Source organism: Cohnella baijiui (genome assembly GCF_020731285.1).
In the GTDB taxonomy this organism is placed as follows: Bacteria; Bacillota; Bacilli; order Paenibacillales; family Paenibacillaceae; genus Cohnella.
Map to the genome: position 1 here is coordinate 1 of NZ_JAJFOW010000053.1, position 24521 is coordinate 24521.

The 24521-nt window shown below is 59.8% G+C and carries 23 protein-coding genes and 1 tRNA gene; 13 read left to right on the forward strand and 11 right to left on the reverse strand.

All coding sequences use genetic code 11. The annotated features are described in order from the left end of the window. The first annotated feature begins 767 nt into the window (after positions 1–767). From LKX83_RS28875 to groL, 3 genes are all read left to right on the forward strand, one after another. Positions 768–2045, forward strand: coding sequence for a methyl-accepting chemotaxis protein (locus LKX83_RS28875; protein ID WP_227886308.1), 1278 nt, complete (start codon positions 768–770; stop codon positions 2043–2045). A gap of 208 nt (positions 2046–2253) precedes the next feature. Further along, entirely contained in the window at positions 2254–2538 is a 285-nt protein-coding gene (gene groES / locus LKX83_RS28880) for a co-chaperone GroES (RefSeq protein WP_227886309.1), read from the forward strand. Positions 2539–2617: 79 nt separating this feature from the next. Continuing rightward, positions 2618–4252: a chaperonin GroEL gene (groL, locus tag LKX83_RS28885; protein WP_227886310.1), complete on the forward strand. Its 1635-nt coding sequence runs from the start codon at positions 2618–2620 to the stop codon at positions 4250–4252. Between the two features lie 156 nt (positions 4253–4408). Here groL and LKX83_RS28890 read toward each other — a convergent pair whose 3' ends face one another. Both LKX83_RS28890 and LKX83_RS28895 read right to left on the reverse strand, forming a co-directional pair. Next, positions 4409–6136 carry a methyl-accepting chemotaxis protein gene (locus LKX83_RS28890; protein WP_227886311.1) on the reverse strand — a complete coding sequence of 576 codons (1728 nt, stop codon included), beginning with the start codon at positions 6134–6136 and terminating at the stop codon, positions 4409–4411. A 221-nt stretch (positions 6137–6357) separates the two neighbouring features. After that, a complete protein-coding gene (locus LKX83_RS28895; RefSeq protein WP_227886312.1) occupies positions 6358–6705 on the reverse strand; it encodes a winged helix-turn-helix transcriptional regulator in 348 nt (115 codons plus the stop codon). 140 nt (positions 6706–6845) lie between these two features. On the opposite strand from LKX83_RS28895, the gene LKX83_RS28900 reads away from it, so the two are divergent. The 3 genes from LKX83_RS28900 (at position 6846) to LKX83_RS28910 (ending at position 9966) form a co-directional block, all read left to right on the forward strand. Beyond that, positions 6846–7796, forward strand: a complete 951-nt coding sequence (locus LKX83_RS28900) for an aldo/keto reductase family protein (RefSeq protein ID WP_227886313.1) — start codon at positions 6846–6848, stop codon at positions 7794–7796. Positions 7797–8402: 606 nt separating this feature from the next. Then, entirely contained in the window at positions 8403–8684 is a 282-nt protein-coding gene (locus LKX83_RS28905) for an ArsR/SmtB family transcription factor (protein ID WP_227886314.1), read from the forward strand. A 79-nt stretch (positions 8685–8763) separates the two neighbouring features. Beyond that, positions 8764–9966, forward strand: coding sequence for an MFS transporter (locus LKX83_RS28910; RefSeq protein WP_227886315.1), 1203 nt, complete (start codon positions 8764–8766; stop codon positions 9964–9966). 93 nt (positions 9967–10059) lie between these two features. Here LKX83_RS28910 and LKX83_RS28915 read toward each other — a convergent pair whose 3' ends face one another. Further along, the gene (locus LKX83_RS28915; RefSeq protein ID WP_227886316.1) at positions 10060–10551 is read right to left on the reverse strand and encodes a DinB family protein; all 492 of its coding nucleotides are present in this window, start codon (positions 10549–10551) and stop codon (positions 10060–10062) included. Between the two features lie 739 nt (positions 10552–11290). Here LKX83_RS28915 and LKX83_RS28920 point away from each other — a divergent pair. Beyond that, the gene (locus tag LKX83_RS28920; RefSeq protein ID WP_370639147.1) at positions 11291–11407 is read left to right on the forward strand and encodes a DUF3502 domain-containing protein; all 117 of its coding nucleotides are present in this window, start codon (positions 11291–11293) and stop codon (positions 11405–11407) included. Positions 11408–11516: 109 nt separating this feature from the next. Here the strand turns inward: LKX83_RS28920 and LKX83_RS28925 are convergent, their stop codons facing one another. Further along, the gene (locus LKX83_RS28925; protein ID WP_227886340.1) at positions 11517–12725 is read right to left on the reverse strand and encodes a M20 family metallopeptidase; all 1209 of its coding nucleotides are present in this window, start codon (positions 12723–12725) and stop codon (positions 11517–11519) included. Then, complete coding sequence (locus tag LKX83_RS28930; RefSeq protein ID WP_227886317.1) at positions 12722–13666, reverse strand: aminoglycoside phosphotransferase family protein; 945 nt, start codon at positions 13664–13666, stop codon at positions 12722–12724. Before LKX83_RS28930 ends, LKX83_RS28925 begins: the two co-directional genes overlap by 4 nt. Before the next feature lie 183 nt (positions 13667–13849). Between LKX83_RS28930 and LKX83_RS28935 the strand changes: the two genes are divergently transcribed. From LKX83_RS28935 to LKX83_RS28945, 3 genes are read left to right on the forward strand one after another with little or no spacing between them, the layout of a single operon-like run. Continuing rightward, the gene (locus tag LKX83_RS28935; protein WP_227886318.1) at positions 13850–14839 is read left to right on the forward strand and encodes a Gfo/Idh/MocA family protein; all 990 of its coding nucleotides are present in this window, start codon (positions 13850–13852) and stop codon (positions 14837–14839) included. 46 nt (positions 14840–14885) lie between these two features. Beyond that, on the forward strand, positions 14886–15860 hold the full coding sequence (locus LKX83_RS28940) for an AraC family transcriptional regulator (RefSeq protein ID WP_227886319.1): 975 nt from the start codon (positions 14886–14888) through the stop codon (positions 15858–15860). Between the two features lie 33 nt (positions 15861–15893). Beyond that, positions 15894–16976 carry a Gfo/Idh/MocA family protein gene (locus LKX83_RS28945; RefSeq protein ID WP_227886320.1) on the forward strand — a complete coding sequence of 361 codons (1083 nt, stop codon included), beginning with the start codon at positions 15894–15896 and terminating at the stop codon, positions 16974–16976. An 84-nt stretch (positions 16977–17060) separates the two neighbouring features. Here the strand turns inward: LKX83_RS28945 and LKX83_RS28950 are convergent, their stop codons facing one another. Genes LKX83_RS28950 through LKX83_RS28960 form a run of 3 tightly spaced genes read right to left on the reverse strand, consistent with a single transcriptional unit; the run spans position 17061 to position 18925 of the window. Beyond that, on the reverse strand, positions 17061–17675 hold the full coding sequence (locus LKX83_RS28950) for an ABC-2 transporter permease (RefSeq protein WP_227886321.1): 615 nt from the start codon (positions 17673–17675) through the stop codon (positions 17061–17063). Then, positions 17668–18543 carry an ABC transporter ATP-binding protein gene (locus LKX83_RS28955; RefSeq protein WP_227886322.1) on the reverse strand — a complete coding sequence of 292 codons (876 nt, stop codon included), beginning with the start codon at positions 18541–18543 and terminating at the stop codon, positions 17668–17670. Before LKX83_RS28955 ends, LKX83_RS28950 begins: the two co-directional genes overlap by 8 nt. Continuing rightward, positions 18536–18925 carry a GntR family transcriptional regulator gene (locus LKX83_RS28960; protein ID WP_227886323.1) on the reverse strand — a complete coding sequence of 130 codons (390 nt, stop codon included), beginning with the start codon at positions 18923–18925 and terminating at the stop codon, positions 18536–18538. The genes LKX83_RS28955 and LKX83_RS28960 overlap by 8 nt, the downstream gene beginning before the upstream one ends. A 269-nt stretch (positions 18926–19194) precedes the next feature. On the opposite strand from LKX83_RS28960, the gene LKX83_RS28965 reads away from it, so the two are divergent. Both LKX83_RS28965 and LKX83_RS28970 read left to right on the forward strand, forming a co-directional pair. Further along, positions 19195–20055: a helix-turn-helix transcriptional regulator gene (locus LKX83_RS28965; protein WP_227886324.1), complete on the forward strand. Its 861-nt coding sequence runs from the start codon at positions 19195–19197 to the stop codon at positions 20053–20055. Between the two features lie 92 nt (positions 20056–20147). Further along, entirely contained in the window at positions 20148–20666 is a 519-nt protein-coding gene (locus LKX83_RS28970; RefSeq protein WP_227886325.1) for an ankyrin repeat domain-containing protein, read from the forward strand. A gap of 365 nt (positions 20667–21031) precedes the next feature. On the opposite strand, the gene def is transcribed toward LKX83_RS28970, so the two are convergent. From def to LKX83_RS28985, 3 genes are all read right to left on the reverse strand, one after another. Next, positions 21032–21547: a peptide deformylase gene (gene def, locus LKX83_RS28975; protein ID WP_227886326.1), complete on the reverse strand. Its 516-nt coding sequence runs from the start codon at positions 21545–21547 to the stop codon at positions 21032–21034. Positions 21548–21551: 4 nt separating this feature from the next. Further along, positions 21552–21794, reverse strand: a complete 243-nt coding sequence (locus LKX83_RS28980; RefSeq protein ID WP_227886327.1) for a helix-turn-helix domain-containing protein — start codon at positions 21792–21794, stop codon at positions 21552–21554. A gap of 256 nt (positions 21795–22050) precedes the next feature. After that, positions 22051–23973, reverse strand: a complete 1923-nt coding sequence (locus LKX83_RS28985; RefSeq protein ID WP_227886328.1) for an ABC-F family ATP-binding cassette domain-containing protein — start codon at positions 23971–23973, stop codon at positions 22051–22053. Positions 23974–24183: 210 nt separating this feature from the next. Between LKX83_RS28985 and LKX83_RS28990 the strand changes: the two genes are divergently transcribed. Further along, positions 24184–24259 (forward strand) — tRNA-Lys (locus LKX83_RS28990). Positions 24260–24521: the final 262 nt, after the last annotated feature.

Consider the following 24521-nt stretch of genomic DNA (forward strand, 5'->3'; position numbering starts at 1 on the left):
GGATTTATTGTAACAGGTCGCTACTACGGTGTGTCCACTTTCTAGTCTATCTGCACTATGCACAGAAAACGACGATTTAGTTGCACTTTTGCAACTAAATGACCGTTAAGCAGGAAATATAGCAAAAATAGATGTACGTTTGCATCTAAATCATTGGATGCGGGGTAAGCAACACGGAAAGCGGATTCCGGCGTTGTCTGCTTCGCGTCTTGCCGAAGGTAAGCTTGGAGGTCGGATGGCTTTCGTTTTCCGCAGGGATCATCTCCCCAAACACCGCCATTCTTTCGATTTCACACGTTTAGGGATGGAGGAGAACTGTCTGCCCTGTGAACAGACTTACATTTGAGACTCCCTCTTTTAAAAGGGGCTCCGACAAAACGTTTCGCCCCCATCTGAGGACGGCAAAGCCGTTTTTACTTGCCATGCGCCCCGAGCGCGACCAGCGCGCTAGTTGGAGCAAAATGCTCCAACTACGACTCCACGAGCCCGCAAGACCAGCTCGTCTTGCGCCCCCATAGGCGTGAGGGGCCAAGCCATCGGCAGCCTTTCACCTGGGCGAAGCGATCCAGACTAGCCCTTTTGCCCCATTCCGCACCCTCCCTTCGCCACAACGCACCGATTGTCGACGAAAATCTTGCTAAACCGCTTACATGTTCGACAAAATACGACATTCATTCGATGAAAAATGTGGTAATCTGATAGTGCCTGTCACGGCAATTCGTACTAGTCATGAAGTATCGGCTGTTCGCCGGGAGGAGAGCGAAAGGATGCGCAGTTCGGGTGTCGGTTTGGGACGTAAGTTTCTGTTTGGTTATGTAGGGTTCGTCGTCTTGTTGGTGCTGGCTTTGGTGCTGATTATCAGCTCCTCGGCGCTATCCGGCCACGGAGCGCTGTTGACGGAGATCATCGTGATCTTCGCCGTCCTCATCGTGGGGTGCGGACTGGGGCTGCTCAGCATCTCTCGCAGCCTGCTGAATTCGATCGGCAGCGTGACCGGAGCGCTGAAAGACATCGCGACTTCGGGAGGCGATCTGACCCGACGCATTCACGTATATTCGAAGGACGAAGTTGGCGATCTGGCCGCCGCCGCGAACGCCATGCTGGACGGGCTCCAGAAAATGATGAAAGAGATTCGCGACAACACGGCGGAGCTCGCCGCCGCGGCCATCCAGCTGAAGCAAGGGGCCGACGAGAACGCGAGAGTGAGCAGCGAGGTCTCACGCGCGGTCGAGAAGGTTGCGGCCGGCTCCGAGACGCAGGTGTCGCAATCCCAGCAAATTTCGGCCGTCATGCACGAGACGATCGAGGGACTGGGTCAGGTCGCCTCGACAACGACGGGCGTCTCCGACGCCGCGCAGTCGACCCGCACGCGGGCCGAGGACGGCTCCACGCTGCTGCAGACGACGACCGAGGACATCGTCCAGGTCGAGGCGGCGTTCCGCTCGCTCCAAGAGACGGTGCGCGGGCTGAACCACAAGTCGGAGAAGGTGCTCGAAGTCATCGGCTACATCTCGGAAGTGTCGAATCAGACGAACCTGCTGGCATTGAACGCCGCCATCGAAGCGGCGCGCGCCGGCGAGCACGGCCGCGGATTCGCCGTCGTTGCGGGCGAGATCCGCAAGCTGGCGGACCAGACGCAGCAATCCGCGGTGCAGATCGCAGATACGCTCGAAGCGATGTCCGGCGACATCGGCAAGGCGGCCGTCATGTTCGAGCAGAGCGCCGAGCAGGTGTTCGGGGCCGTGTCGGGCATGCGCAACGCCGAGTCGTCGTTCCGCGAGATCGTGGGCGAAGTCGGCAAGCTGAGCGCCAATATCGTAGACGTTGCCGCCGCGGTCGAGGAAATGTCGGCGGGCAGCCAAGCCGTGCAGCAGTCGATCAACGATATCGCGCGGATCACTGAAGAGACGGCCGCTTTCTCCGAGCAGGTCACCGCTATGACGCAGCAGCAGCTCTCCGCCACCGAGGAGATGGCGCGCACGGCGGAAAAGCTCAGCTCGATGTCCTCTCGGCTCAAGTCGCTTGTAGGCAATTTCCGCACGTGAATGAACGAATCCGTTCTGGGCTACACTGGAAACCGTGCTCTCCGCGCGGACCCGCAGATCATGCGGGTCCGCTTTTTTTTAACGGAAAAGGGCTTGAAAACGAACGGTAAAATCAGTATCATAAGTAGTGGTTATTAGCACTTCGACATCGCGAGTGCTAAACCCAAGAAAACATCTCCACTTCAGAAGGAAAAAGGAGGCTATTTTCATGATCAAACCTTTGGGTGATCGCGTGCTTGTCGAAGCAAGCGCCAAGGAAGAAGTGACCGCCAGCGGCATCGTGCTGCCGGATACGGCGAAAGAAAAGCCGCAAGAAGGCGTCATCGTCGCGGTAGGCAGCGGTGCGGTGAGCAAGGACGGAGCACGTGTAGCGCTGGAAGTCAGCGTAGGCGACCGCGTACTGTTCTCGAAGTATGCCGGCACTGAGATCAAGTACGAAGGCAAAGAGTATTTGATTATGAAAGAAAGCGACATTCACGCGATCGTAGGCTAAGCGTCCTCGAAGCGACTGACATAAGCAAGCGCAAGCCATACGTATGCAGGCAACCACACTCAAGGAGGGGTATTGAAGAATGGCGAAGGAAATCAAGTTTAGCGAAGACGCGCGCCGCGCGATGCTCCGCGGGGTAGACGCCCTGGCCAATGCCGTTAAAGTCACGCTCGGACCGAAAGGACGCAACGTCGTCCTCGAGAAGAAGTTCGGCTCTCCGCTGATCACCAATGACGGCGTGACCATCGCCAAGGAAATCGAGCTGGAAGACGCGTTCGAAAACATGGGCGCCCAACTGGTTAAAGAAGTTGCGACCAAGACGAACGACGTGGCCGGCGACGGCACGACGACGGCTACCGTCCTGGCGCAAGCGATGATCCGCGAAGGCCTGAAGAACGTAACCGCTGGCGCCAATCCGATGGTCGTCCGCAAAGGCATCGACAAAGCGGTACGCGCCGCCGTCGAAGAGCTCAAGTCCATTTCCAAGCAAGTCGAAGGCAGCAACAGCATCGCGCAAGTCGCCGCGATCTCGGCCGCCGACGATGAAGTGGGCCAGCTCATCGCCGAAGCGATGGACAAGGTCGGCAAAGACGGCGTCATCACCGTCGAAGAATCCAAGGGCTTCCAAACCGAACTGGAAGTCGTGGAAGGCATGCAGTTCGACCGCGGCTACGTCTCTCCGTACATGATTACCGACACGGACAAGATGGAAGCTGTGCTCGACAAGCCGTATATCCTGATCACGGACAAGAAGATCGGCAATCTTCAAGAAATCCTGCCGATCCTTGATCAGATTGTAAAAACCGGCAAGCAGCTGCTGATCATCGCGGAAGACGTCGAAGGCGAAGCGCAAGCGACCCTGGTCCTCAACCGTCTGCGCGGCATTTTCACCTGCGTCGCGGTCAAGGCGCCGGGCTTCGGCGATCGCCGCAAAGCGATGCTGCAAGACATCGCGGCGTTGACTGGCGGCCAAGTGATCACGGAAGAGCTGGGTCTGGAACTGAAGTCCGCGACCGTTCAACAGCTCGGTACGGCTCGCCAAGTGCGCGTCGACAAAGAAAACACGATCATCGTCGACGGCGCCGGCGATCCGAACGACATCAAAGCGCGCGTCAACCAAATCAAAGTGCAAATCGAAGAAACGACTTCGGACTTCGACCGCGAGAAGCTGCAAGAGCGTCTGGCTAAGCTGGCCGGCGGCGTAGCCGTCATCAAAGTCGGCGCCGCGACCGAAACCGAGCTCAAAGAGCGCAAGCTGCGCATCGAAGACGCCCTGAACGCTACGCGCGCAGCCGTCGAAGAAGGCATCGTTTCCGGCGGCGGTACCGCCCTCGTGAACGTATACAACGCAGTTGCAGCCGTTCAAGCGGACGGCGACGAAAAGACGGGCGTGAACATCATCCTGCGCGCGCTGGAAGAGCCGATCCGCACGATCGCGGCCAACGCGGGCCAAGAAGGTTCCGTCATCGTCGAGCGCCTGAAGAAAGAAGAAGTCGGCGTCGGCTACAACGCCGCTTCCGGCGAATGGGTCAACATGTTCGACGCGGGCATCATCGACCCGGTGAAGGTAACGCGTTCCGCGCTGCAGAACGCCGCTTCCGTCGCCGCGATGTTCCTGACGACCGAAGCGGTCATCGCCGACAAGCCGGAAAAAGAAAAAGCGCCTGCCGGCATGCCTGGCGGCATGGGCGATATGGGCGGCATGGGCGGATTCTAATCCGACAGCAGCCAAGAGAGAAGGTCCCTTCGGGGGCCTTCTTTTTTTGATGCCGCCGACCCAAATAAAATCCCCGTCCTCGGAGCCGAGGACGGGGAGGAGGCCTGGCGCCCGATACGGGGCGCTGTCAGGCGCAGACCTATCAGGCAAAGCTGCTTAGAGCTTGAAGAAGCTTACGGAGTTCCGAAGGTTGCGCACGACTTCCTGAAGCTGCTCGGCCGCGTGCGAGATGTTTTCGCCGAGCGCGAGCTGCTCCTCCGTCGCTGCGGCGACCGTCTGCGCTTTGCCGGAGATTTCGAGCGCCGAAGTCGAAGCCTGCTCCATGCTGGCCGACACTTCTTCGGAGCTGGCCGACATTTGCTCCGTGATCGCGGACGTCTCGTGGACTTGCGTCGCGACCTGCCGGACCGAGCGCAGGATCGCGTCGAAGTCCCGCTCGACATCGTCCATCATGCGGCTGCCAATCTCAGATTGGGACAGCGTCGCGTCCATGTATTGCGAGGCGTTCGCGATCTCGTCCCTCGTCTCGGAGATGAGGCCGTTGATGTCTTCGGCCGACTCCAGCGAGCTGGCGGCGAGCTTGCGGATCTCCTGGGCGACGACGGCAAAGCCCTTGCCATGCTCGCCGGCGCGGGCCGCCTCGATCGAGGCGTTCAGCGAGAGAATGTTGGTCTGATTGGCGAAGCCTGTGATGTTCTCGGTAATATGGCCGATCCGATCCGACTTGACCGTAAGCGAGGAGACGATGGCTGACAATTCGCGAATCGCCCCCAGAATATCCTGCATCTGCTGCTTGAGCGATTGGACGCGCGCGTTGCCTTCGTCGACTTGGTGGGACGTTGACGTCGTATGGTCGGCGATCGCGGTCGTGTTCTCGGCGATGCGCTGCACGCCGACCGCCATCTCTTCCATCGCCCGGCTGGATTCCATGGCGATGGTCGACTGCACGTCGACCTGCGCCGTGACGTCCTGGATGTTCTCGGCGACGTGCTGGGTCGCGGCCGCGGACTCCTTGGCGCTAACGGCCAATTCCCGCGAGGAGGAAGCCACCGTCTCCGTATGCTCGGAAATGCCGCCGATGAGCTCCCGCATCTTCCCGATCATCTCGTCGACGGACCGATTGATTTGCCCGAACTCGTCCTTTCCGTACTTGGCCTGCGCCTCGAAGACGAGATTGCCCCCGGACACCTGCTTGGTCTTGTTCAGAACGTTGCTGATCGTCCCGCTCAAGTGGCGGATCAACAAGCTGCCGGCCGCGATAATGACGATCCATTCGATAATGACCGCGATATAGACGCTGATCGTGGTCGATTTGTTTTTGGCTTTGACGTCGGCGGTTTGGGCGTCCGCATACTGATCGATGATTTCGCCGAAGGTGTTGATGCCGAGACGGCCCTGCTCGAACTTGGCCATCAGCATGTCCTCCTGGGCTTCGTTTACCTTGGCGGTTTCCAGATTCTCGCTGGCTTGCTTGGCCCATGCGTCGAATCCGTTTTTGATCCGCTCGATCACTTCGGAAACATCTTCGTACGTTTCCTGGTGTCTAAGGTTGGTCAGCCCCTGTTTCTCCAGGATGGCGAGGGCCGCCGTTACTCTCTCGTTGACTTCCTTCACGTTCTCGTTGTAATCGTCGAACGTTTTCTTGCGGTCCGCCGGCGAAAGGTTGCCCAGTCGAATGCGCTGGTATTCGCTCAGCGCCTGATTCATGTCGCGGTCCGCGTTCAGGACTAGCGAGGAAGCTTCGTAAGCGGTGTCGTACAACGTGCTCGTCATTTGGCGGACGTTCGCGGAATTCGTTTGTAACAGAAAGACTGCCGTAACGGCGAACAGCAGCAGGGGAATGCAAAGCAAAAGAATCAATCTGACTTTGACGGGCATGCGCATGAGATTTCCTCTCCCTGTTCAATGTGGCGCTTCGTGGTTGGGCGGGATGTGCTCCCGTCTGTTCGCGGGCCTACTTGTATTTATCGGAAGAGAAAGCGCTTTTTATTGGGCCATTTGGCCTGGTGTCGGCCGGAAAGACCCAAAAAAGATAAAAAATAAAGCCAGGTCATTGCCAGCCTTATTCCTGAGCTGGGAACGACCTGGCGAATCCGACAACAAGCCTACGTCCACTTGGCGGACCAGAGCTTCATTTCCCGGATGATCTGATGCAGGTCTTCTCCCTTGGGGGTGAGCGTATATTCGACCGTTACCGGTACGGTCGGGTAGACCGTCCGAATGAGGACGCCGCGCTCCTCCATGTGCCGGAGCGTGCTCGTGAGGGCCCGGGGGCTGACGGCTGGAATGAGCCGCTGCAGCTCGCCGAACCGCCGCTTGCGGCCGTCGAACAGCTCGCGGAGGACCAGAAAGGCCCATTTGCCGTTCAGGACCTCGAGCGTTCGCTCGATGGAGCATTCGACGCAGATCGGATCGTTCGGAATTGTGGCGGAGGGCCGTCTAGCGGAAGCCATCGGATTCTTCCTTTCTATTTGTAAGTTAGTATAGTCGGTATAATTAAGTGAGAAACATTTCACTTCTTCAAATTGTATATCGAAAAGGATACAATGTCACCAAGGCAAGATAAACACGCTTTTACAGAGGAGGACCACACATGCAATATCGTCGGTTGGGACGCACGGGACTCAAAGTCAGCGAGATCAGCTTGGGCAGTTGGCTTACATACGGAGGCTACGTGGAACAAGAGCGCGCCGCGCAGGCCATCCGCCAAGCGTACGAGCTGGGCGTGAACTTCTTCGATACGGCGAACGTCTACGAGAGAGGCGCGGCCGAGGAGGTCATGGGCGGCATACTCAAAGCGTATCCGCGGGACAGCTACGTCCTCGCGACCAAAGTATTTTGGCCGATGGGCGACGGACCCAACGACCGCGGTCTTTCCCGCAAGCACGTCACCGAGCAGGCGCACGCCAGCTTGAAACGGCTCGGCACGGACTACGTCGATATTTACTACTGCCACCGATACGATCCGGAGACGCCGATCGACGAGACGCTCCGCGCGCTGGACGATCTGGTTCGCCAAGGCAAAGTGCTGTACGTAGGCGTCAGCGAATGGACGGCGGCGCAGATGGCGGCGGCGATCGGCACGGCGGACCGGTACTTGCTGGACCGGATCGTGGTCAACCAGCCGGTATACAACCTGTTCAACCGATATATCGAAAAGGAAATCATCACGCTCGGCGAGCAGCAAGGGATCGGGCAAGTCGTCTTCTCTCCGCTTGCGCAGGGCTTGCTGACGGGCAAATACGACAGCGCCACGTCGCTGCCGGCCGACAGCCGCGCGTCGAAGCTGGAGTGGGTCAAGAACGGCATCACCGAGGAGAAGATCGGACAGGTCAAGCAGCTCGCGGCGATCGCCAAGGAGCTGGATCTGACGACCGGCCAGCTGGCGCTGGCCTGGATCCTGCGCCAGCCCAACGTGGCGAGCGCGCTCGTCGGCGCGAGCCGTCCGGAGCAGGTCGAAGAGAACGCGAAAGCATCCGGCGTCGCATTGTCCGAAGAGACGATCGCGGCGATCGAAGCGGTATTCGCGCCGGCCGACAAATAACGACTTGACGCTCGGACTCATAGCGAATCGACCGAAGGCAAGGTGACCATGCCGCTTGCGTTTCCCCTCCGGGAACGCGGGCGGCTTTTTCGGTCATGCGCGCCTAGCCAAGTTAGGGACAACTAGCCGGTGCGAGTCCGGCCGAGGTAAGAGCCAAGTCGCCTCGTAGCTAACGGGCGTCTGGTGGAGAGATCCTGAGGACGAAGCCCCGTGACAAAGTAGCTCCTGCGGGAGTGCGAGCAAATCAGCAGACCGTAACATGAAGTGAATCCTGCCGCATCGTCAAAAAGAACCCGAAAGGGACAAGAGAGAGCCGAGCCTCGATGATTTGGGCGAAGGCCATCGAACGCGTGAAGTCCTTGGAAGCGCAGCGCGGAAGAACTCTCCGGTGTACGGGGATCGGCATGCTGGGACAGTTGTGACTGAAACTAGGGAAACCCTACCCTGCACGGCAAATGACGTAAAGAGCGACCCTATAAGCCCGAAAGGTGAAGTGGCGAAGTGGTCCCCGTCCGCCGCGCGCAATTTGCTATTTACTTCAGGAGAAAGCTGTGCTATTTTATTTCTACGCTTATCGAAATAAAAAGCGGAAGGGAGGAGAGCCGATTGGTCGAGGAACGCGCGGACGTTCGCCAAGCCGTTCGAATCTTCAAGGCGCTGGGAGAGCCGACCCGCCTTAAGATCGCGCTTCTGCTCGCGGAGGAGCGGAACCTTTGCTGCACGTCCATGATGCAGAAGCTGGAGAATATCGCGGGCTCGACGCTTTCCCATCACTTGAAGCAGTTGACGGATTGCGGCCTGCTGAATCTTCGCAAGGACGGAACGTATATTTTTTACAGCGTGGACCGCGACGTCGCGCGGAAATTCGCGCCTTATTTGCTAGAGTAATTATTTTTGCCCTTAATTTCTATGATTTTAGAAATATAAAAACAGAGAAGACGAGTGGAGAGAGGAGCAACACCCCTTTATGTCTAACGCTTTTAAAATCTATGTCCTGGCGATCGTCAGCTTCCTGGTCGGGACGTCCGAGTACATCATCGCGGGCATCCTCGACAAAGTCGCGGCGGACTCCGGCGTCTCGGTATCCGCGGCAGGCCAGCTCATCACGGTATTCTCGCTCGCCTACGCGTTCGGAACGCCGATCCTGATGGCGGCGACGGCCCGGGTTGAACGCAGGAAGCTGCTGCTCTACGCGCTCGGCGCGTTCGTCATCGGCAATGCCGCCATCCTGGCGCTGCCTGGGTTCGGCATGCTGCTCGGATCGCGGATCGTCCTCGCGCTCAGCACCGGCGTCTTCGTCGTAACGGCACTAACCGTCGCCTCGAAGATCGCGCCGCCCGAGCGTCAGGGCAGCGCCATCGCGACGCTCGTCATGGGTTTCAGCACCTCGCTGATCATCGGCGTGCCCCTCGGCCGCGTCATCGCGGCAACCTACGATTGGAAGCTTCTCTTCGGGGGCATCGGCCTCTTGGGCGTGCTGGCGATGGCCGTCATCGCCTACGCGATCCCGAAAACGCAGGGCGAAGAACCCGTGCCGCTAGGCCGCCAGCTAGCGCTGCTCAAGCAGCCGCGGATCGCGATCGCGCTGAGCGTCACGTTCTTCTGGATCGGCGGATACGCGATCGCCTATACCTACATCTCCCCGTACCTGCTCGAGGTGAAGGGCATGAGCGAATCGGGCGTGAGCGGGGCGTTGTTCGCCTTCGGCATCGCCAGTCTGATCGGCTCCAAGCTCGGCGGCTTCAGTACGGACCGGTGGGGGTACGGCCCGACGCTGGTGAGCGGCATGGCGATCCATGCGGTCGCCCTGCTCTTGATCGCGGCGGCATCCCCGTCGCCCGCCGTCATGCTCCCGCTCCTCATGCTCTGGGCGTTCTCTGCTTGGTCTTCGGGACCGACGCAGCAGTACCACTTGCTCACGCTGGCGCCCGAAGCTTCCGGCATCATGCTGAGCTTGAACACGTCGATGCTGCAGCTGGCCATGGCGGCCGGGGCGGGCGTCGGCGGGCTCGTCGTCGAAGGGGTATCGCTCGCGTCCATCGCCTGGATCGGCGCGGCAAGCGTAGCCGTCGCGGGAGGGACGGTCGCGCTGACGCTCGCGAGATCCCGGAGACGGCGCGCGCGGCAGGCGGCGCAGAGCGATGGTCCGATGCAGCAAGCCGGCGCTTGACCGGCCTTCCCGGCTCTTTCGCCAATCCGGCTCCTTCGCCATTCGGCGTCGGAGCCGGTTTTCGTTTGCGCGTGCCCATGCACGTATGTTTCGTTAAAGACGATGGTTCTCTACCAGCTTTTTCAATAACATCATTTGCCCGATATGGTACGCATTATGGATACACAAATTCGAAACGACACCCCACCACGGAGCATTGAAGTAGGATGGTATTCTTTTTTCCAGTTTCGCAACTTCGCACTGAGCGATACGGTCACGCCATTCTGAAAAACCATTGCTTAATCGCTGAATCGTTTCATGCCAACTTTCTTCAGTCGCCTTCGTGTCACTCATTTTAAAAGTTTCGTCATTGTTCACATTGCTTTTCTCAAACGCGTCATCTTCAATAAACCGTTTTAGCCACAATTCATTCCAGAAAATAAGATGGTTCACAATCTCCCAGATGGAGTATGGATTACCCTCTGTTTTCCAGTTTGCTTCAGCGACCGAGAGATCGTCTAATATCGTTTTAGACGATTTAAACCAACTTTCATCATCATGACAAGCTGCCAATTGATCGAGTAGAACTTCCTTCACGTTAGTCATCATTTGCACCCCCATCAGGCTTTGCAAGCCGCTCCATTTTTCTTAGACTGCCTCCCGAGTATCCGGTTGTTGATTTTCCGTTAAAGGTTACAAAATGAATACCAAAGTCATCATAAAAACCGCATAACAGCGCGGTTGTGGTGTCATCTCGTCCGTTCCAGTTGGAGGATTTCCGGCTCAACCAGAATTCGGTGCTTGACCAACGGGTCAGCCTCGAACGAATGACCTGCTTGGAACATTGTTGCGCTAACGGATGTCATAGCGCTTATTCGGCCCCAAAAACGGAGGTTTCTTTTCTAACGGTTGCATGCGCGCTTATTTGGACGAAACAACCCCTCTGCCTACGAAAAAACGGGAAATAGGCTCGCTGGCAACCGCTACATTTTGCAAACCCCATTTTTACCTAAATAGCGTCGCTCACAACCGTTAGCATTTTCGCCCGCTTTACGCACGCACTCCCATCTACTCCACTGGTCAAGCACCGATTTCGGTTTTGAGCTGGAATTCTGGTTAATCCCCGGTCTGGAGCTCAAGCACGTTATTTCAGGATCTTCCTACTGGTTAGCCAGAAACGAAGGTTTGGCATCGGGTACGACATCCGTACCAGTCTACCTCATATCCGGATTACCGGAAATACAGAAAAACGCTTATATTCAAACGTTCCTGCCCGTTGACCTAACCAGTGAAATTCGAACACCCCCCTTACGATAGAGGCAGCATCTTCCGGCGAGCCGGCATCGTGGACCCGGCCAAGTATATCCCGCAATACCTCGACAAGCTGAAGGCGTCCGGCGTCGACAAGATCATCGCCGAGAAGCAAAAGCAGTTTGACGCCTGGCTGAAGACGAAAGGGTAAGGCGGCGAAAAGAGCGCCGAAGCCGAAAAGCCCCGCGACTCCGTGGGAGGGAGGCGCGGGGCGATTCATTTGGCGGCGCTGCGGATCGGTCATCCGCGGTCGGTGCGGCTCAGGCCCGACCGGCGGCGGTCGCGCGGAATTCGGCGCGGATCCGGCCGAGCAGCGCCGGGTCGGAAAACACGTCGAAGGCGGTCAGCGCAAGCATCTTGGCGCCGAACACCATGCCGTCGTAGGCGCGGTCCGTCTGCGCGGCGTCGCGGAATTCGACCGAGTGGAGCGTGTACGGCTGGTCGACCACCTGCACGTAGGCGTGAACGGCCGGGCAGCGCAGGGAAACGTTGCCGAGGTCGAGCGAGCCGTTGTCGTGGCCGGACGCGATCTGGTCGGCCGGAATGCCGGAGGCGACCAGATTCGAGGTGAAGGCGTCGGACAGCGCCTCGTTCGTGCGGAGCTCGTCGTAAGAGTACTCGTAGTTGCTGGTTGTCAGCGCCGCGCCCGTCGCGATCGCGGCCGCTTCGGCGCAGGCGGTCACCTTGCGCGCGAGTTCATCGGTATAGGCGCGCGTGGCGGATCGTACGTAGAACTGTGCGGCCGCGTACTCCGGGATGATGTTCGGCGCCTGTCCGCCATGGGAGACGATCCCGTGGATGCGGGCGTCGCTTTTCGTCTGCTGGCGGAGCGCATTCACGCTGTTGAACAGCTGGATGACGGCGTCGAGCGCGTTGATGCCGTCCTGCGGATTGGCCGCGGCGTGGGCGGCTTTGCCGCGAAATTCGAACTGCAGCGCGTCCATCGCGAGCGAGGAGCCGGAGCGCTCGAAGCGGTAATAGGGATGGGCCATAAGCGCGGCGTCGACATCGTCGAACAACCCGGCTGCCGCCATGTCGACCTTGGCGCCCATGGTCTCCTCGGCCGGGGTGCCGTATACGCGGATGCAGCCGCCAAGCTCGTCGATCAACGGACGAAGGCCCGCGGCCGCGCCGAGCGCCATCGTGCAGATCAGGTGGTGGCCGCAGGCGTGGCCGATGTCCGGCAGCGCGTCGTATTCGGCCAGCAGGCCGATCGTGGGGCCCGGCTTGGCCGAGCGATACTCGGCGACGAACGCCGTCGCCAGGCCGAGCGTGCCGCGCGAGACCGCGAAGCCGAGCGCTTCGAGCGCTTCGGTCAGCCGGGCGGAGGCGAGCACCTCCCGATGGCCGAGCTCTGGATGGGCGCCGATATAGGCGGCGAGGTCGCGCAGCGTCGGCGCATACGCGTCGATCGCCGCGCGGATGCGGTCTTTGCCTTCGGCGCGGGCTTCGCCGGTTGTCGTGTTCATCGCTGGGTTTCCTCCTCTGTTGTCAGATCGTTCTCCAAAAGCGCGGCGAGACGAATCGTCCCGTCCGCGCCGTCCGTATCGTCTTCGATGCACCACCACGCCGAGAGGACCATGTGCGCGAACGTCCATGCTGCGATCCGGGAAGCGCGCAGGCCAAGCTCCTCAGCGAACTGGGCGATGCGCCGGCGGATCAGCCGGACCGCGGCTTCGTCATCGTTCTCCGGGAGGTTGTTCAGGAGAAATTGCACGACGCCGAAGGCGGATTCGCCGACGACGCCCTTCGGATCGACGGCGAGCCACGGCTCGCGCTGCCCGGACAAGATATTGCCGTGGTGCAGATCGCCGTGCAGGAGCAGGAGCGGCCCGTCCGGCGCGGCGTGCAGCCGGGCGAACTCGGCTTCGGCCCGGGCGACGAGCCGCTCGGGCAGCGGCCCCGTTCCGTCGCCGAACCGGGCGCGCAGCCGCTCGAGACCTCGGGCCCAATCGGCGGTCGTCGGGAACGCCGCCGCCGCTTCGCCTACGGGCGCCAGCGTGCGCAGGCGGCGCAGAAGGCCGGCCGCGATGCGGACCGCCTCCTCGTCCGGCGCGACGTGATGCAGCGTCCGGCCCGGCAGCAGCCGCTCGAGCAGCAGGATGCCGCGCTCGTCGTCCGCGTCGAGCACCCGGACCGCGCCGCGGCCGGCGAACAGCCGGAGCGCCGCTGGCTCGCGGGCTCGCTCCGGGTCGGCCGGCACGCCCAGCTTCAGGACGCAAGGCAAGCCGTCGGCACGAACGGCGGGCGCTACATAGTTGAAGCTCAGTTCGAAGGGCGGCAGCAGTCGCAGCTCGTAGCGCCGCTCGCACTCCCGCAGCAGGGCGGGAAGCTCGTCCAGCCATTTGGCGCCGACGTCCCCGTGCACGCCCTTGATCGTTCGGACAAAGGTTTCGGGCAAAGCGTTCAAGGTGTCGCCTCCCTTGGCATCGCGTACTATCGCGAAGTGTATCATAATCCCCCTTCCAATGAAACATCTGGCTACAGCGTCGTATAATTATAGTTAATTTGGCACAAAAACATATTAAAACGTCAGGTAATGGTGTGTTATCTTCACGTTGTGTCGTATAATTGAAGTAAGGAGTGGAGAAAAATGATTCGAATCGGCATGTTGAGCTACTGGCATGTGCATGCGGAAGACTATACCCGGCAAGTATTGGAGAACTCCGACACGGAGATCGCGGCGATCTGGGACGAGATCCCGGCCCGCGGCGAAGAGAAGGCGGCCAAGTACGGCGTGCCGTTCATCGCTTCCTTGGATGACCTGCTCGCGCGGGACGATATCGACGCGGTCGTTGTGGACGCGCCGACGAATATCCACCGGGACGTCATGGTGAAGGCGGCGCAAGCCGGCAAGCACATCTTCACCGAGAAAGTCGTCGCGCCGACGCTGCGCGAAGTGAATGAAATTCTGGCTGCGGTGAAGCAGGCCGGCGTCAAGCTGACCGTCTCGCTGCCGCGCCTGTACGACGCCTACACGCAGACGATCCGCCAAGTGCTGGACGAAGGCGTGCTCGGCAAGCTCACGCTGGCTCGCGTCCGCCTGTCGCATAACGGTTCGACCGCGGACTGGCTGCCGGCGCACTTCTACTCCAAGGAGCAGTGCGGCGGCGGCGCCTTGATCGATCTGGGATGCCACCCGATGTACCTCGTGCGTCTTTTCCTAGGTTTGCCGGATTCGGTAAGCGCTACCTACGGCTTTGTGACGGGCCGCGAAGTCGAAGACAACGCCGTCGCGGTGCTCTCCTACTCGGAAGGCGCGATCGGCATCGTGGAAGCGGGCTTCGTGAACAGCCATTCGCCGTTCTCCATTGAGCTGCACGGCACCGAAGGCACGCTGCTGTACGGCTTCCCGGAAGAGAAGATTCGCTTCCGCAGCAACAAGAAGGGCGACGGTTGGCAGGAAGTGCCGATCGGGGACCGCAAGCCGTTCGCTTTCGACGAGTGGGTCGGCCACATTCAACAAGGTACGGACGCGACCGAAAACGTGGCGCTCGCGATCGATCTGACGAAGCTGATGGAAGCTTCGAACCGGTCGGTGTCCGAAGGCCGCTCGATCCGCATCGCGGACCTGCAGGCGTAACGCTAGGAAACGAATCTAGAAGCGGTAAGATAGGGAGGCGATCGGCATGCAGACGGACGGAAGACTCGAAACGCCGGAGCGCAAATCGGGCGAGACGCCGTTTCCGTTCGCGCGGATGGCGCGCAAGCGCGACGCGCTCGACCGGCTTGACCTGCGGTTTCGCTGGGGCCGGTACGGCATTCGCGTGCTGCACTGCCATCTCGCGGCTTTCGCGCCCGGGCATGTCATCGCCTTCCACAAGCATTCGGAGTACGAGTTTCATTTCATCCCGAAGGGCAAAGGGACGGTAACGTACGCGGACGGCGCATCCTTCGAGCTGCAGGAAGGCGTATTCTACCTGACCGGCCCCGACGTCGGCCACGAGCAGCGGTCGGACGAGAACGAGCCGATGTACGAGCTGTGCCTGCACTGCGAGATCGTACCGCTCGCCGACGAGAGCGGGGAAGCATGGGGCGACGAGCTGGAGATGCGGGAGGCCGACGAGTGCGTCCGCCTGCTGCAGACGATGCCGGCCGAGCCGTCGCTCGACCGCTATCACGCGATGAGCGCCTTTCTGGACGCGTATCGGGCATGGGAGGAACAGCCGGTCGGCTTCTATACGACCGTCAAGCAGGCGATGATCCAGATCTTACTGCGTGCGGCGCGCGTCCATGCGTCCCCCGAAGATACGGGCAAGATCCCGGAGCGGGATATGAAGGATCACCGTTTCCGTCTCGCGGTCCAATATATCGAAGACAACGCCGCGCGCCCGATCGCGCTTGAAGAGGTGGCGGAGCGGGTGCAAGTAAGTCCGCGGCAGCTGCAGCGCATCTTCCAGAGCGAAGGGCGGACGACGTTCCGCGATTGGGTCGAGCATGTCCGCCTGCAGCGGATCAGCTCGGACCTGCTGCAGACGGACCGGCCGATCGAGGAGATTGCCCTCGAGCACGGATTCGTAAACCCGAACTATTTGTACCCGGTATTCAAACACAAATTCGGCATGACGCCCTCGGCTTACCGGCGCTTGCACGGCGTGCGCTGAGCGGGGACGGTGCCCAAGGAGGCAATCCTACTCATGACTCAAAAAGTGAAAATCGGCATCATCGGCAGCGGCGGCATCGCCCGCGCCCACGTCTCGGCCTACCGCAAGCTGCCGTTCGTCGAACTGGTCGCGGTCGCGGACGTCATCCCGGGCAAAGCCCGCCAGTTCACCGAGCTGGAAGGACTGAAGGATACGGCGGCGTACGACAGCCATACGGAGCTGCTGGCACAGGACCTGGACGGCGTCAGCATCTGTACGCCGAACGTCTCCCACCATCGGACGACCGTCGACTCGCTGCGCGCCGGCAAGCAGGTGCTGCTCGAGAAGCCGATGTCGGTCACGCTGGCCGAAGCGCTCGAGATGACCCAGACGGCCCGCGAGACGGGGCGCATGCTGACGCTCGGCTTCCAGCCGCGCTACGATCCGAACATGAAGCTGCTGCAGGACATCGTGCAGTCGGGCCGGCTCGGCAAAGTGTACTACGTCGAGACGGGCGGCGGCCGTCGCCGCGGCATGCCGGGCGGCACCTTCATCAGCAAGAAGCTGGCGGGCGCCGGCGCGATGGCCGACATCGGCTGCTACTCGCTGGACATGGCGCTGAACACGCTGGGCTACCCGCGTCCGGTATCGGTTTCCGCCTTCACGTCGAACCATTTCGGCACGAACCCGGTCTATCATCCCGAAGCCGCGAAGTTCGAGGTCGAAGACTTCGGCGTCGCGATGGTGCGCTTCGAGAACGACCTGGTGCTGCAATTCAAGATTTCCTGGGCGATGCACATGGATACGCTCGGCGCGACGATGTTCCTCGGCACGGACGCGGGCCTCAAGGTCACGCCGGCCGGCTCGGGCCCGTGGTCCGGCGTCTGGGACGGCGCGGTCGGCGCGATGACGATGTTCCACGACGACTTCGGCGGACATACGTCCACCAACGTTCCGCTCATCGGCCATTCGCTCAATCTGTTCGACGAGAAGGTGCGCGACTTCGCCGAAGCGGTGCGCGACGGCCGTCCGGCTCCGATCCCGGGCGACCAGATCCTCATCCAGCAGGCGATCATCGACGGCGTCCTCCGTTCCGCGGACACGCGCCGCGAAGTATCGATCGAGCTGCCGAACTAATTGCTTGAAATACAGGCGAGCCCCGTTCCTCCGAGAGAGGAGCGGGGCTTGTTTCGTTCCGCGCGGACCGGGCGTTGGCCGGTCTCAATAATGAAGGTCCTTGCGCCGGACGATCCGAAGGGAAAGCAGATAGGACGCGAGCAGGAGCGCGGCCGCGGCGGCCAGCGACAGCAGGATCGCAGCGGGACCGGTTTGGGCCAGGGCGGCATCGTCCAAAAATCGGAACATGATCGCGCTCGCTGCGAAAATCGAGGCCAGCGAGAGGAAGTTCACGAGGGACAGCCCCTTATGGCCCAGACCGTAATACAGCGGGCAATAGACGGAGCCGAACAGCAGCCCGACGAGCGTGACGATCCAGGCATCCGAGCCATAGCTTCCGGTCGATTCAAGTCGGAACATCTCGCCATATATCCATCTGGCAGCACAGGAAAGCATAACGCCGATCGCCACGAAGATCAGGACTGTGGCGTACTTGGCGGTGACGATGTCGCGCCTCCGGACGGGCAGGCTGCCGACGAAAGCCATCGCCCGGTTGCGCGTCTCGATCGTCGCGACCATAGCGAGCAGCATGAGGGGCGCCAGAAGGCCGGTCATGAACACCGTCCGGACGTTCATAAAGCCCATGAACAGCCCGTATCCGACGACAAAGAGGTACAAGTACCTGAGGATGAGCAGATCTTTGCGCACGAGATTAAGCATGAACGGACGGCTCTCCTTTCGCGGTGAAGTACATAATGTCCTCCAGCGTAGGCCGCTCGATGCTCGCATAGCCCGCAAACAGGCGGACGGCGGCTTCCCGGTCGGCGCTCAGCGCCTCGAAGCCGACGGCGGTTTCCCGGATGCCGACAAACGATCGGCGTACGTCCCGGTCCAGCAGATCCGGTCCGGCCTTGACGAGCGCGTAGCGATCCAGGACGTCGTCCTTCGCTTCGCAAAACTGCAGGCGTCCGCGGTGCAGAAACGCGATATAATCCGCGATTCGCTCCAGATCGGTCGTGATATGCGTGGAAAAGACGACCGTTCGGCGCTCGTCCTGCACATAGTCCGCGAGCAGGTCGAGCAGTTCCCGGCGAAAGACGGGGTCGAGGCCGGCCGTCGGTTCGTCCATGATCAGCAGGTCCGGCTGATGGGAGAACGCCATGGCGAGGGAGAGCTTCATCCGCATCCCTTTGGACAGGCTGCGGATCTTCGCGCCGGCCTCCAGCTCGAAGCGGTCGAGATACGCCCGGAAAGCGGATTCGTCCCAATCGGCGTAAAAAGGGGCGACGATCCGGGCCATGCCGCGGATGCTCAGATGCTCGTAAAAAGGGCTCTCGTCCGCGACGAAGCCGATCCGCCTGCGGATCTCGTCCTCGCGCTCCGGCATGGGCATGCCGAGGACGCGCACCGTCCCCGCATGCGGCAGCGACATGCCGAGAATCTGCCGGATCAGCGTGCTCTTCCCGGCTCCATTCGGGCCGATCAGGCCGGTGATGTAGCCTTGGCGGATGTCCAGGGTCACGTCCTCCATCCGGAAGGCGCCCTGGCGCTTGCTCACCTGCCGGAGCTCGATGGCTTGTTCACTCATGTTCGCTTCCCCCGTTTTCGTACAAAATCGCAAGCAGGCCGACGAGTTCGTCCAGTCCCATGCCCAGCGCCCGGCTTTCGCGGGCGGCTTCCTCGAGCAGCTCTTCCAACCGCCTGAGCCGCCGTTCACGGAGCAGGGCGGGGCTTACGCCCGCGACGAAGGAGCCTTTGCCGACGACGGAGTCGATCAGGCCTTCCTTTTCCAGCTCCTCGTATGCGCGCTTGGTGGTGATGACGCTGATTCGCAAATCCTTCGCGAGCTGCCGGATCGAGGGCAGCGGGGCGCCGGACGCGAGGCTGCCCGACCAGATCTGCTCGCGGATCTGCCGGGCGATCTGCGCGTAGATCGGCTCGTCGGTGGCGTTGGATAGGATGATATTCATCGGGCACCGTCTCTTCAAGTGTTCATAGTGTATATGTGTAATATATACACTATGCACGAAGCGTGTCAAGGTTGAGCTGGCCATCGTGAGCGTTGATCGTCCCGAATGTTTGCCAGTACCTGTTATCTTCAGCGCTTTTTAAGCAGGAGAAAGGATCCATCGTCCGGAAAATAAAGGAATGAGACCGTGTTCCGGATAGCTGCCGCCTGCGGCGAAAGGTCGTTCCGCTTGGCGCATTTACGCAGATTCTATAGGGGGTGGTGGAAACGATGCCGATAATTCATAGGGAGAATCGGGGCTATCCTCCCATTCTGCATGGCAGAAGCCGGAATTATTTTTGGGAGGGCAAAGGCGCATTATCAATCAAAACATTCAAGAATGGACGAGCGTTCTATCAGGCTGGCCGTGGGCACTTTGCGGTTGAGGAAGGGAACTATCTTCTGCTGAATCATGGTCAGGAGTATTCGATAACGATTGAATCAGAGGTTCCTGTGGAATCCTTCTGTATCTTTTTCCCCGAGAGGATGGTTGAAGAGGTCTATCATAGTATAACGGCATCAAATGAGCAGTTATTGGACGATCCCGTCTTTCCGAAGCCAATGTCCGTTGATTTTGTCGAGAAAACTTATCGTGATAAATGGTTGTCCGCAAAATTATTTCAAATCAAGTCCGATTATCCGGATAAGTATCTTGAGGCAACATGGATGGAAGAACATTTATACGAATTGGCCCAGGGGCTCCTAAACGTCCATCGGCAGATTCAGAAAGAAGTAATGAAACTTCAGTCCTTAAGAGCCTCGACGCGTGAGGAATTGTATAAAAGAATCCATATCGGCCACGAGTTTTTATGCGCGTACTTTGATCAATCCATCACCTTGATGGATGTAGCTAGAGCTGCATATTTGTCGCCCAACCACTTCCTTAGAAGTTACAAGCAATTGTTTGGCATATCTCCTTATCAATATTTAATTGAAAGAAGGCTTCAGGAGTCCCAAAGGCTTCTTCTTCAAACCGATCGACCCATCACCGATATTTGCCTGAGCGTTGGATTCCAGAGTCCGAGTTCGTTCAGCAGTCTATTCTCCAAACGATTTTCTATGACCCCTACGCAGTTTCGTCAAAAAAGGTGATTTTCAAGAAGCGAGTTTTCTAACCGTAATTATAATTTGAAGTGCAACCGGTAGTTCCATCACACAAAACAATCGAACAGGAGGCTAAAGGAATGGAGTTAACGCAAATCATTGACGAGGCATTTCAAGCGGCTCAGGCGGGTGAAGCTTCAAGGCTAAAAGACATGATCGAGTCTCACCCGCATCTTGCAAATACGGAAAATCGGGATGGGCTTACCCTGTTGGGGTACGCGGCACATATGGGTAACAAGGCTGCAGTGCAGGAATTGCTAAATCATGGTGCAGATGTCGATGCGGTCTCTCACTCCAAGATTTCTTACATACCTTCGAATACGGCATTGCATGCAGCGATAGCAGGGGAGCGTAACATGGATGTAATCAGACTGCTTTTGTCTCATCGTGCGCAGACGAAGATTTTTGACAGTAATGGCCATACTTGTTTGCACACTGCTGCATTCCATGACGATAACTTAGAAATGATTCGCCTGTTGATCGAACATGGAGCCGATGTTAACGCCAGAATGGAAGGCGGAGAAACGGCTTTGTCCCTTGCAATCAAACAAGGTAACCATCGCGTAGCGGAGCTTCTTCGCCAAAACGGAGCGCTTTAGGACGGTAACGGGTCTTCCGTTGACGACCCGCTTCCGCTTAAATCCCCTTGCTCCACGATTCTGAGCACGGAGAGAACGAAGGGCAAGGCCCGATCCGCGAACGTCTCTGCGGATTCAATCCCCCGTTTGTCGACCCACTGACGGACCACGCCGTATATGGAACAACTGATCATGATGGATATCATCTCCAGATCGCGTTCCTGCCGTGCGGGGTCTGTCGCCATCTTCTTCGAACAGCCAAGAATGATTTCGTACAATTGCTTTTTCGTATGCTCTTCGACATAAGAGGAGCGAGACAACCGACGGTTGATGTTGTAACTGATGGACAACCCCTTGCCGCAAGCGCTCATCGCTTGGGACCGGATTCATCGGGTTCCTGCGAGCTTGCGCACCTCGAACAAGCTGAGCCTGTCACCGGTCTTTTCGTGGAACAGGGAACCGCCTTTGACGTGGTCGATGAACAAGATGCCGTCCAGGTGATCGGTTTCGTGCTGGATGCACCGGGCAAGAAAGCCTTCGGCCTCGAGCTCGAACATTTCGCCCTTCCGATTCAGGCTGCAAACCTTCACATAGTTCGACCGCGTGACGTTCCCGGCGAATCCGGGAAAGGAAAGGCAGGCTTCGGCACCATCCTGCTCGCCGCTTCGCGCCACGATCACCGGGTTGATCAGCTCGAGCAGTCCGTCTCCGCAGTCCATGACGATCACCCGGCGCAGATAGCCAACCTGGGGAGCGGCAAGTCCCGCCCGGCCTTCGGCGGCGTACAGCGTCTCCGCCATATCGTCGAGCAGCTTCTCGATGCGGGGCGTGACGGCCTCCACGGCTTTGGCGACTTTTCTCAAGATCGGATCGCCGAACGGCAGAATCGTTTTGACGGACATCCCATTATGCTCCCTTCATGCTAGTCGTCGGCTTATAAACCCATAGCTCGCCGGGCGTGCAGTCCAACACGGTGCACAGCGCGTCGAGCGTATCCCGCTTCATCTGTTTCGGCTGTTGCGTCAGCAGGGCGCTCATCGAAGGGGGCGAGAGCCGATATCCCGCCTTCTCCTGCAGCAGGCGCATGAGTTCGGCGCCGCTCCGGATCCCTCTGTCCTTCATGACTTGCTGAAGCATCCACTCCAACATGCCGGATCACCTCGCGGATTATGGATATTCATTCCGAATGCATTTGATTATAGCGCAACTCTAAAAATAAGGTAACACCTAACTTTTTGTGAGGCAAAGAGACATTCGGAGACGGCGTCATCGGGCGTACGGCCCCATTCGGGAAACAGGCGGAAGGGGAGCACGGAGTTTGCGATCGGTGGGAAACAAAGGGAAAACAAATCGCCCGGAGACGGCTGCGTACTACGCTGGCCTCGTTCTCCGGGCGAGTTCGGTTCTATCCTTTTTTTCTGGCCGCGATCGCTTCGGCCAGCTCGTTCAGCTCCGTCCAGCGCTCCAGGAGCTGGTCAAGCTTGGCCTCCAGCTTATGCTGCTCCGCCATCAGCTCCTGCAGCCGCGCAGAGTCGCTGGCCGCTGTATCCATCTGATCGGCCACGCGGGCCAGCGCGTCCTCGGCCTCGGCGATCCAGCCGTCGATCTGTTCGAAGTCCTTCTGATCCTTGTACGACATTTTGGCCGGGCGCGCCTTGTCGTCCGCGGCCGGTGCGGACGCGGGAGCGGGCTTCGCCTTCGCCGCCTCGGCTGCTGCTTCGAGCGCCTGCCTGCGCTCCGCGTCCGCCTGGTACTCGGAGTAGTTCCCGGTATGCTCCAGGACGACGCCGTCCCCTTCGAAGGCGAAGATGCGGTCGACCGTCCGGTCCAGGAAGTAGCGGTCGTGGGAAACGACGAAGACGACGCCGGGAAAGTCGTCGAGATAGTCCTCGAGCACGGACAGCGTGGCGATGTCGAGGTCGTTGGTCGGCTCGTCCAGCAGAAGGACGTTCGGCGCGTCTACGAGCACCCGCAGCAGCTGGAGCCGCCGCTTCTCGCCGCCCGACAGCCTGGAGATCGGCGTCCACTGCGCGGCCGGCGGGAACAGGAACCGCTCCAGCATCTGGCCCGCGGAGATCGTGTCGCCTTCGGCGGTGCGGATCTGCTCGGCGCCTTCGCGGATGTACTCGATGACGCGCAGGTTCTCGTCCATCTCCTCATGCTCCTGCGAGAACCAGCCCAGCCGGACCGTCTCGCCCAGCGTGACGCTGCCGGCGTCCGGCGCGAGACGCCCTGCGATCAGCTTCAGCAGCGTCGACTTGCCGGTGCCGTTGCGCCCGACGATGCCGACGCGGTCTTCCGGCACGGCGACGTAGCTGAAGTCGCGGATCAGCGTGCGGTTGCCGTACCCTTTGGAAACGGCGTCCAGCTCGACGATTTTGCGGCCGAGGCGGGAGGAGGCGACCGAGACGTCGAGCTTGCCCGCGGACGACTTCGGTGCCTGCGCCTTGAGCGCCTCGTACCGGTCGATCCGCGCTTTCTGCTTGGTGGAGCGGGCCTGCGCACCGCGCCGGATCCAGGCCAGTTCGTTGCGGAGCAGGTTTTTGCGTTTGGCCTCGGAGGCGGCTTCGCGTTCCTCGCGCTCGAGCTTGAGCTCCAGGAAGCGGCTGTAGTTCGCTTCATAGAAGTAGGCGCGGCCGCGGTCCAGCTCCAGGACGCGGTTGCTGACCCGGTCGAGGAAGTACCGGTCATGCGTGATCATGAGCAGCGCGCCCCTGCGTTTTTGCAGCATGCTCTCAAGCCAGGCGACCGATTCGTTGTCGATATGGTTCGTCGGCTCATCCAGGATGAGCACGTCCGACGGCTGCAGCAGGGCGGCCGCCATGGCCACGCGCTTGCGCTGTCCGCCGGACAGCGTTTCGACCTGCGCGTCGTAGTCGCGAATGCCGAGCTTGGACAGCGCGGACTTCGCTTCGGTCTCCAACGTCCAGGCGTCGAGCTCGTCCATGCGCTGGTTGGCGGCGATCAGCTTCGCTTGCAAGGCGTCGTCCTCCGGCTTCAGCGCCAGCGCTTCGAGCGCGGCGGCATAGCCTCGCACGGCCGCCAGCTGCGGCGAGTCGCCTCCGAGCACATGCGCGAGCGCCGTCTCGCCCGGCGCAAAAGCCGGGTCCTGGGCGAGCATCCGGACGATGACGCGGCCGCCCACGGCGACGTTCCCCGCGTCGGGCGGCTCAACGCCTGCGATCACCTTGAGCAGCGTCGACTTGCCGGTGCCGTTCACGCCGATGATGCCGATCTTGTCGCCTTCCTGCACGCCGAAGGTGACGTCTTCGAACAAGACTTTGTCTCCGTAGCTCTTCGTTATATGTTCAATGGACATCAGGTGCATGCGTATCGACCCACTTTGCCGAAAAAGAATGAAGATGCGAATAATCCTCCGTATCATACCATAATTCGGCCGGGGACGCCTTCGGAAGCGGACGGCGGGGCGGCATCGGCCATATCCGGAAAGGCAGCTATGCGGACGACCCCCATTGAAAAAAGGGGTTGTACTCCGCTCGGGGTTGTGCTATTATAATCAAGTGTTCGGCAACATCTTAGGTCCTTAGCTCAGCTGGCAGAGCAGTTGACTCTTAATCAACGGGTCGTGGGTTCGATCCCCACAGGGCCTACCATTTACTAAGATGAGAGCAGCTTCGCGATATTCGCGGAAGCTGCTTTTTTGTGTTTCCGGGAACATTTCGATCCGCGGACGGCACGCGTCGCCTGTCCGTTTTTTCGCGCCGAACGATTTCTTCGCACCGCCATTCGCGCTCCGAAAGCCTTGAACCGCGGGGCATTCCGCGCCAGCGGCCCGTCCCGAAGGCCAAGCCGCGGCTCGTCATGCTAGTCTGCATAAATGGTCAAGTCCCCTCATAGTAATGAAGCATGGAATAA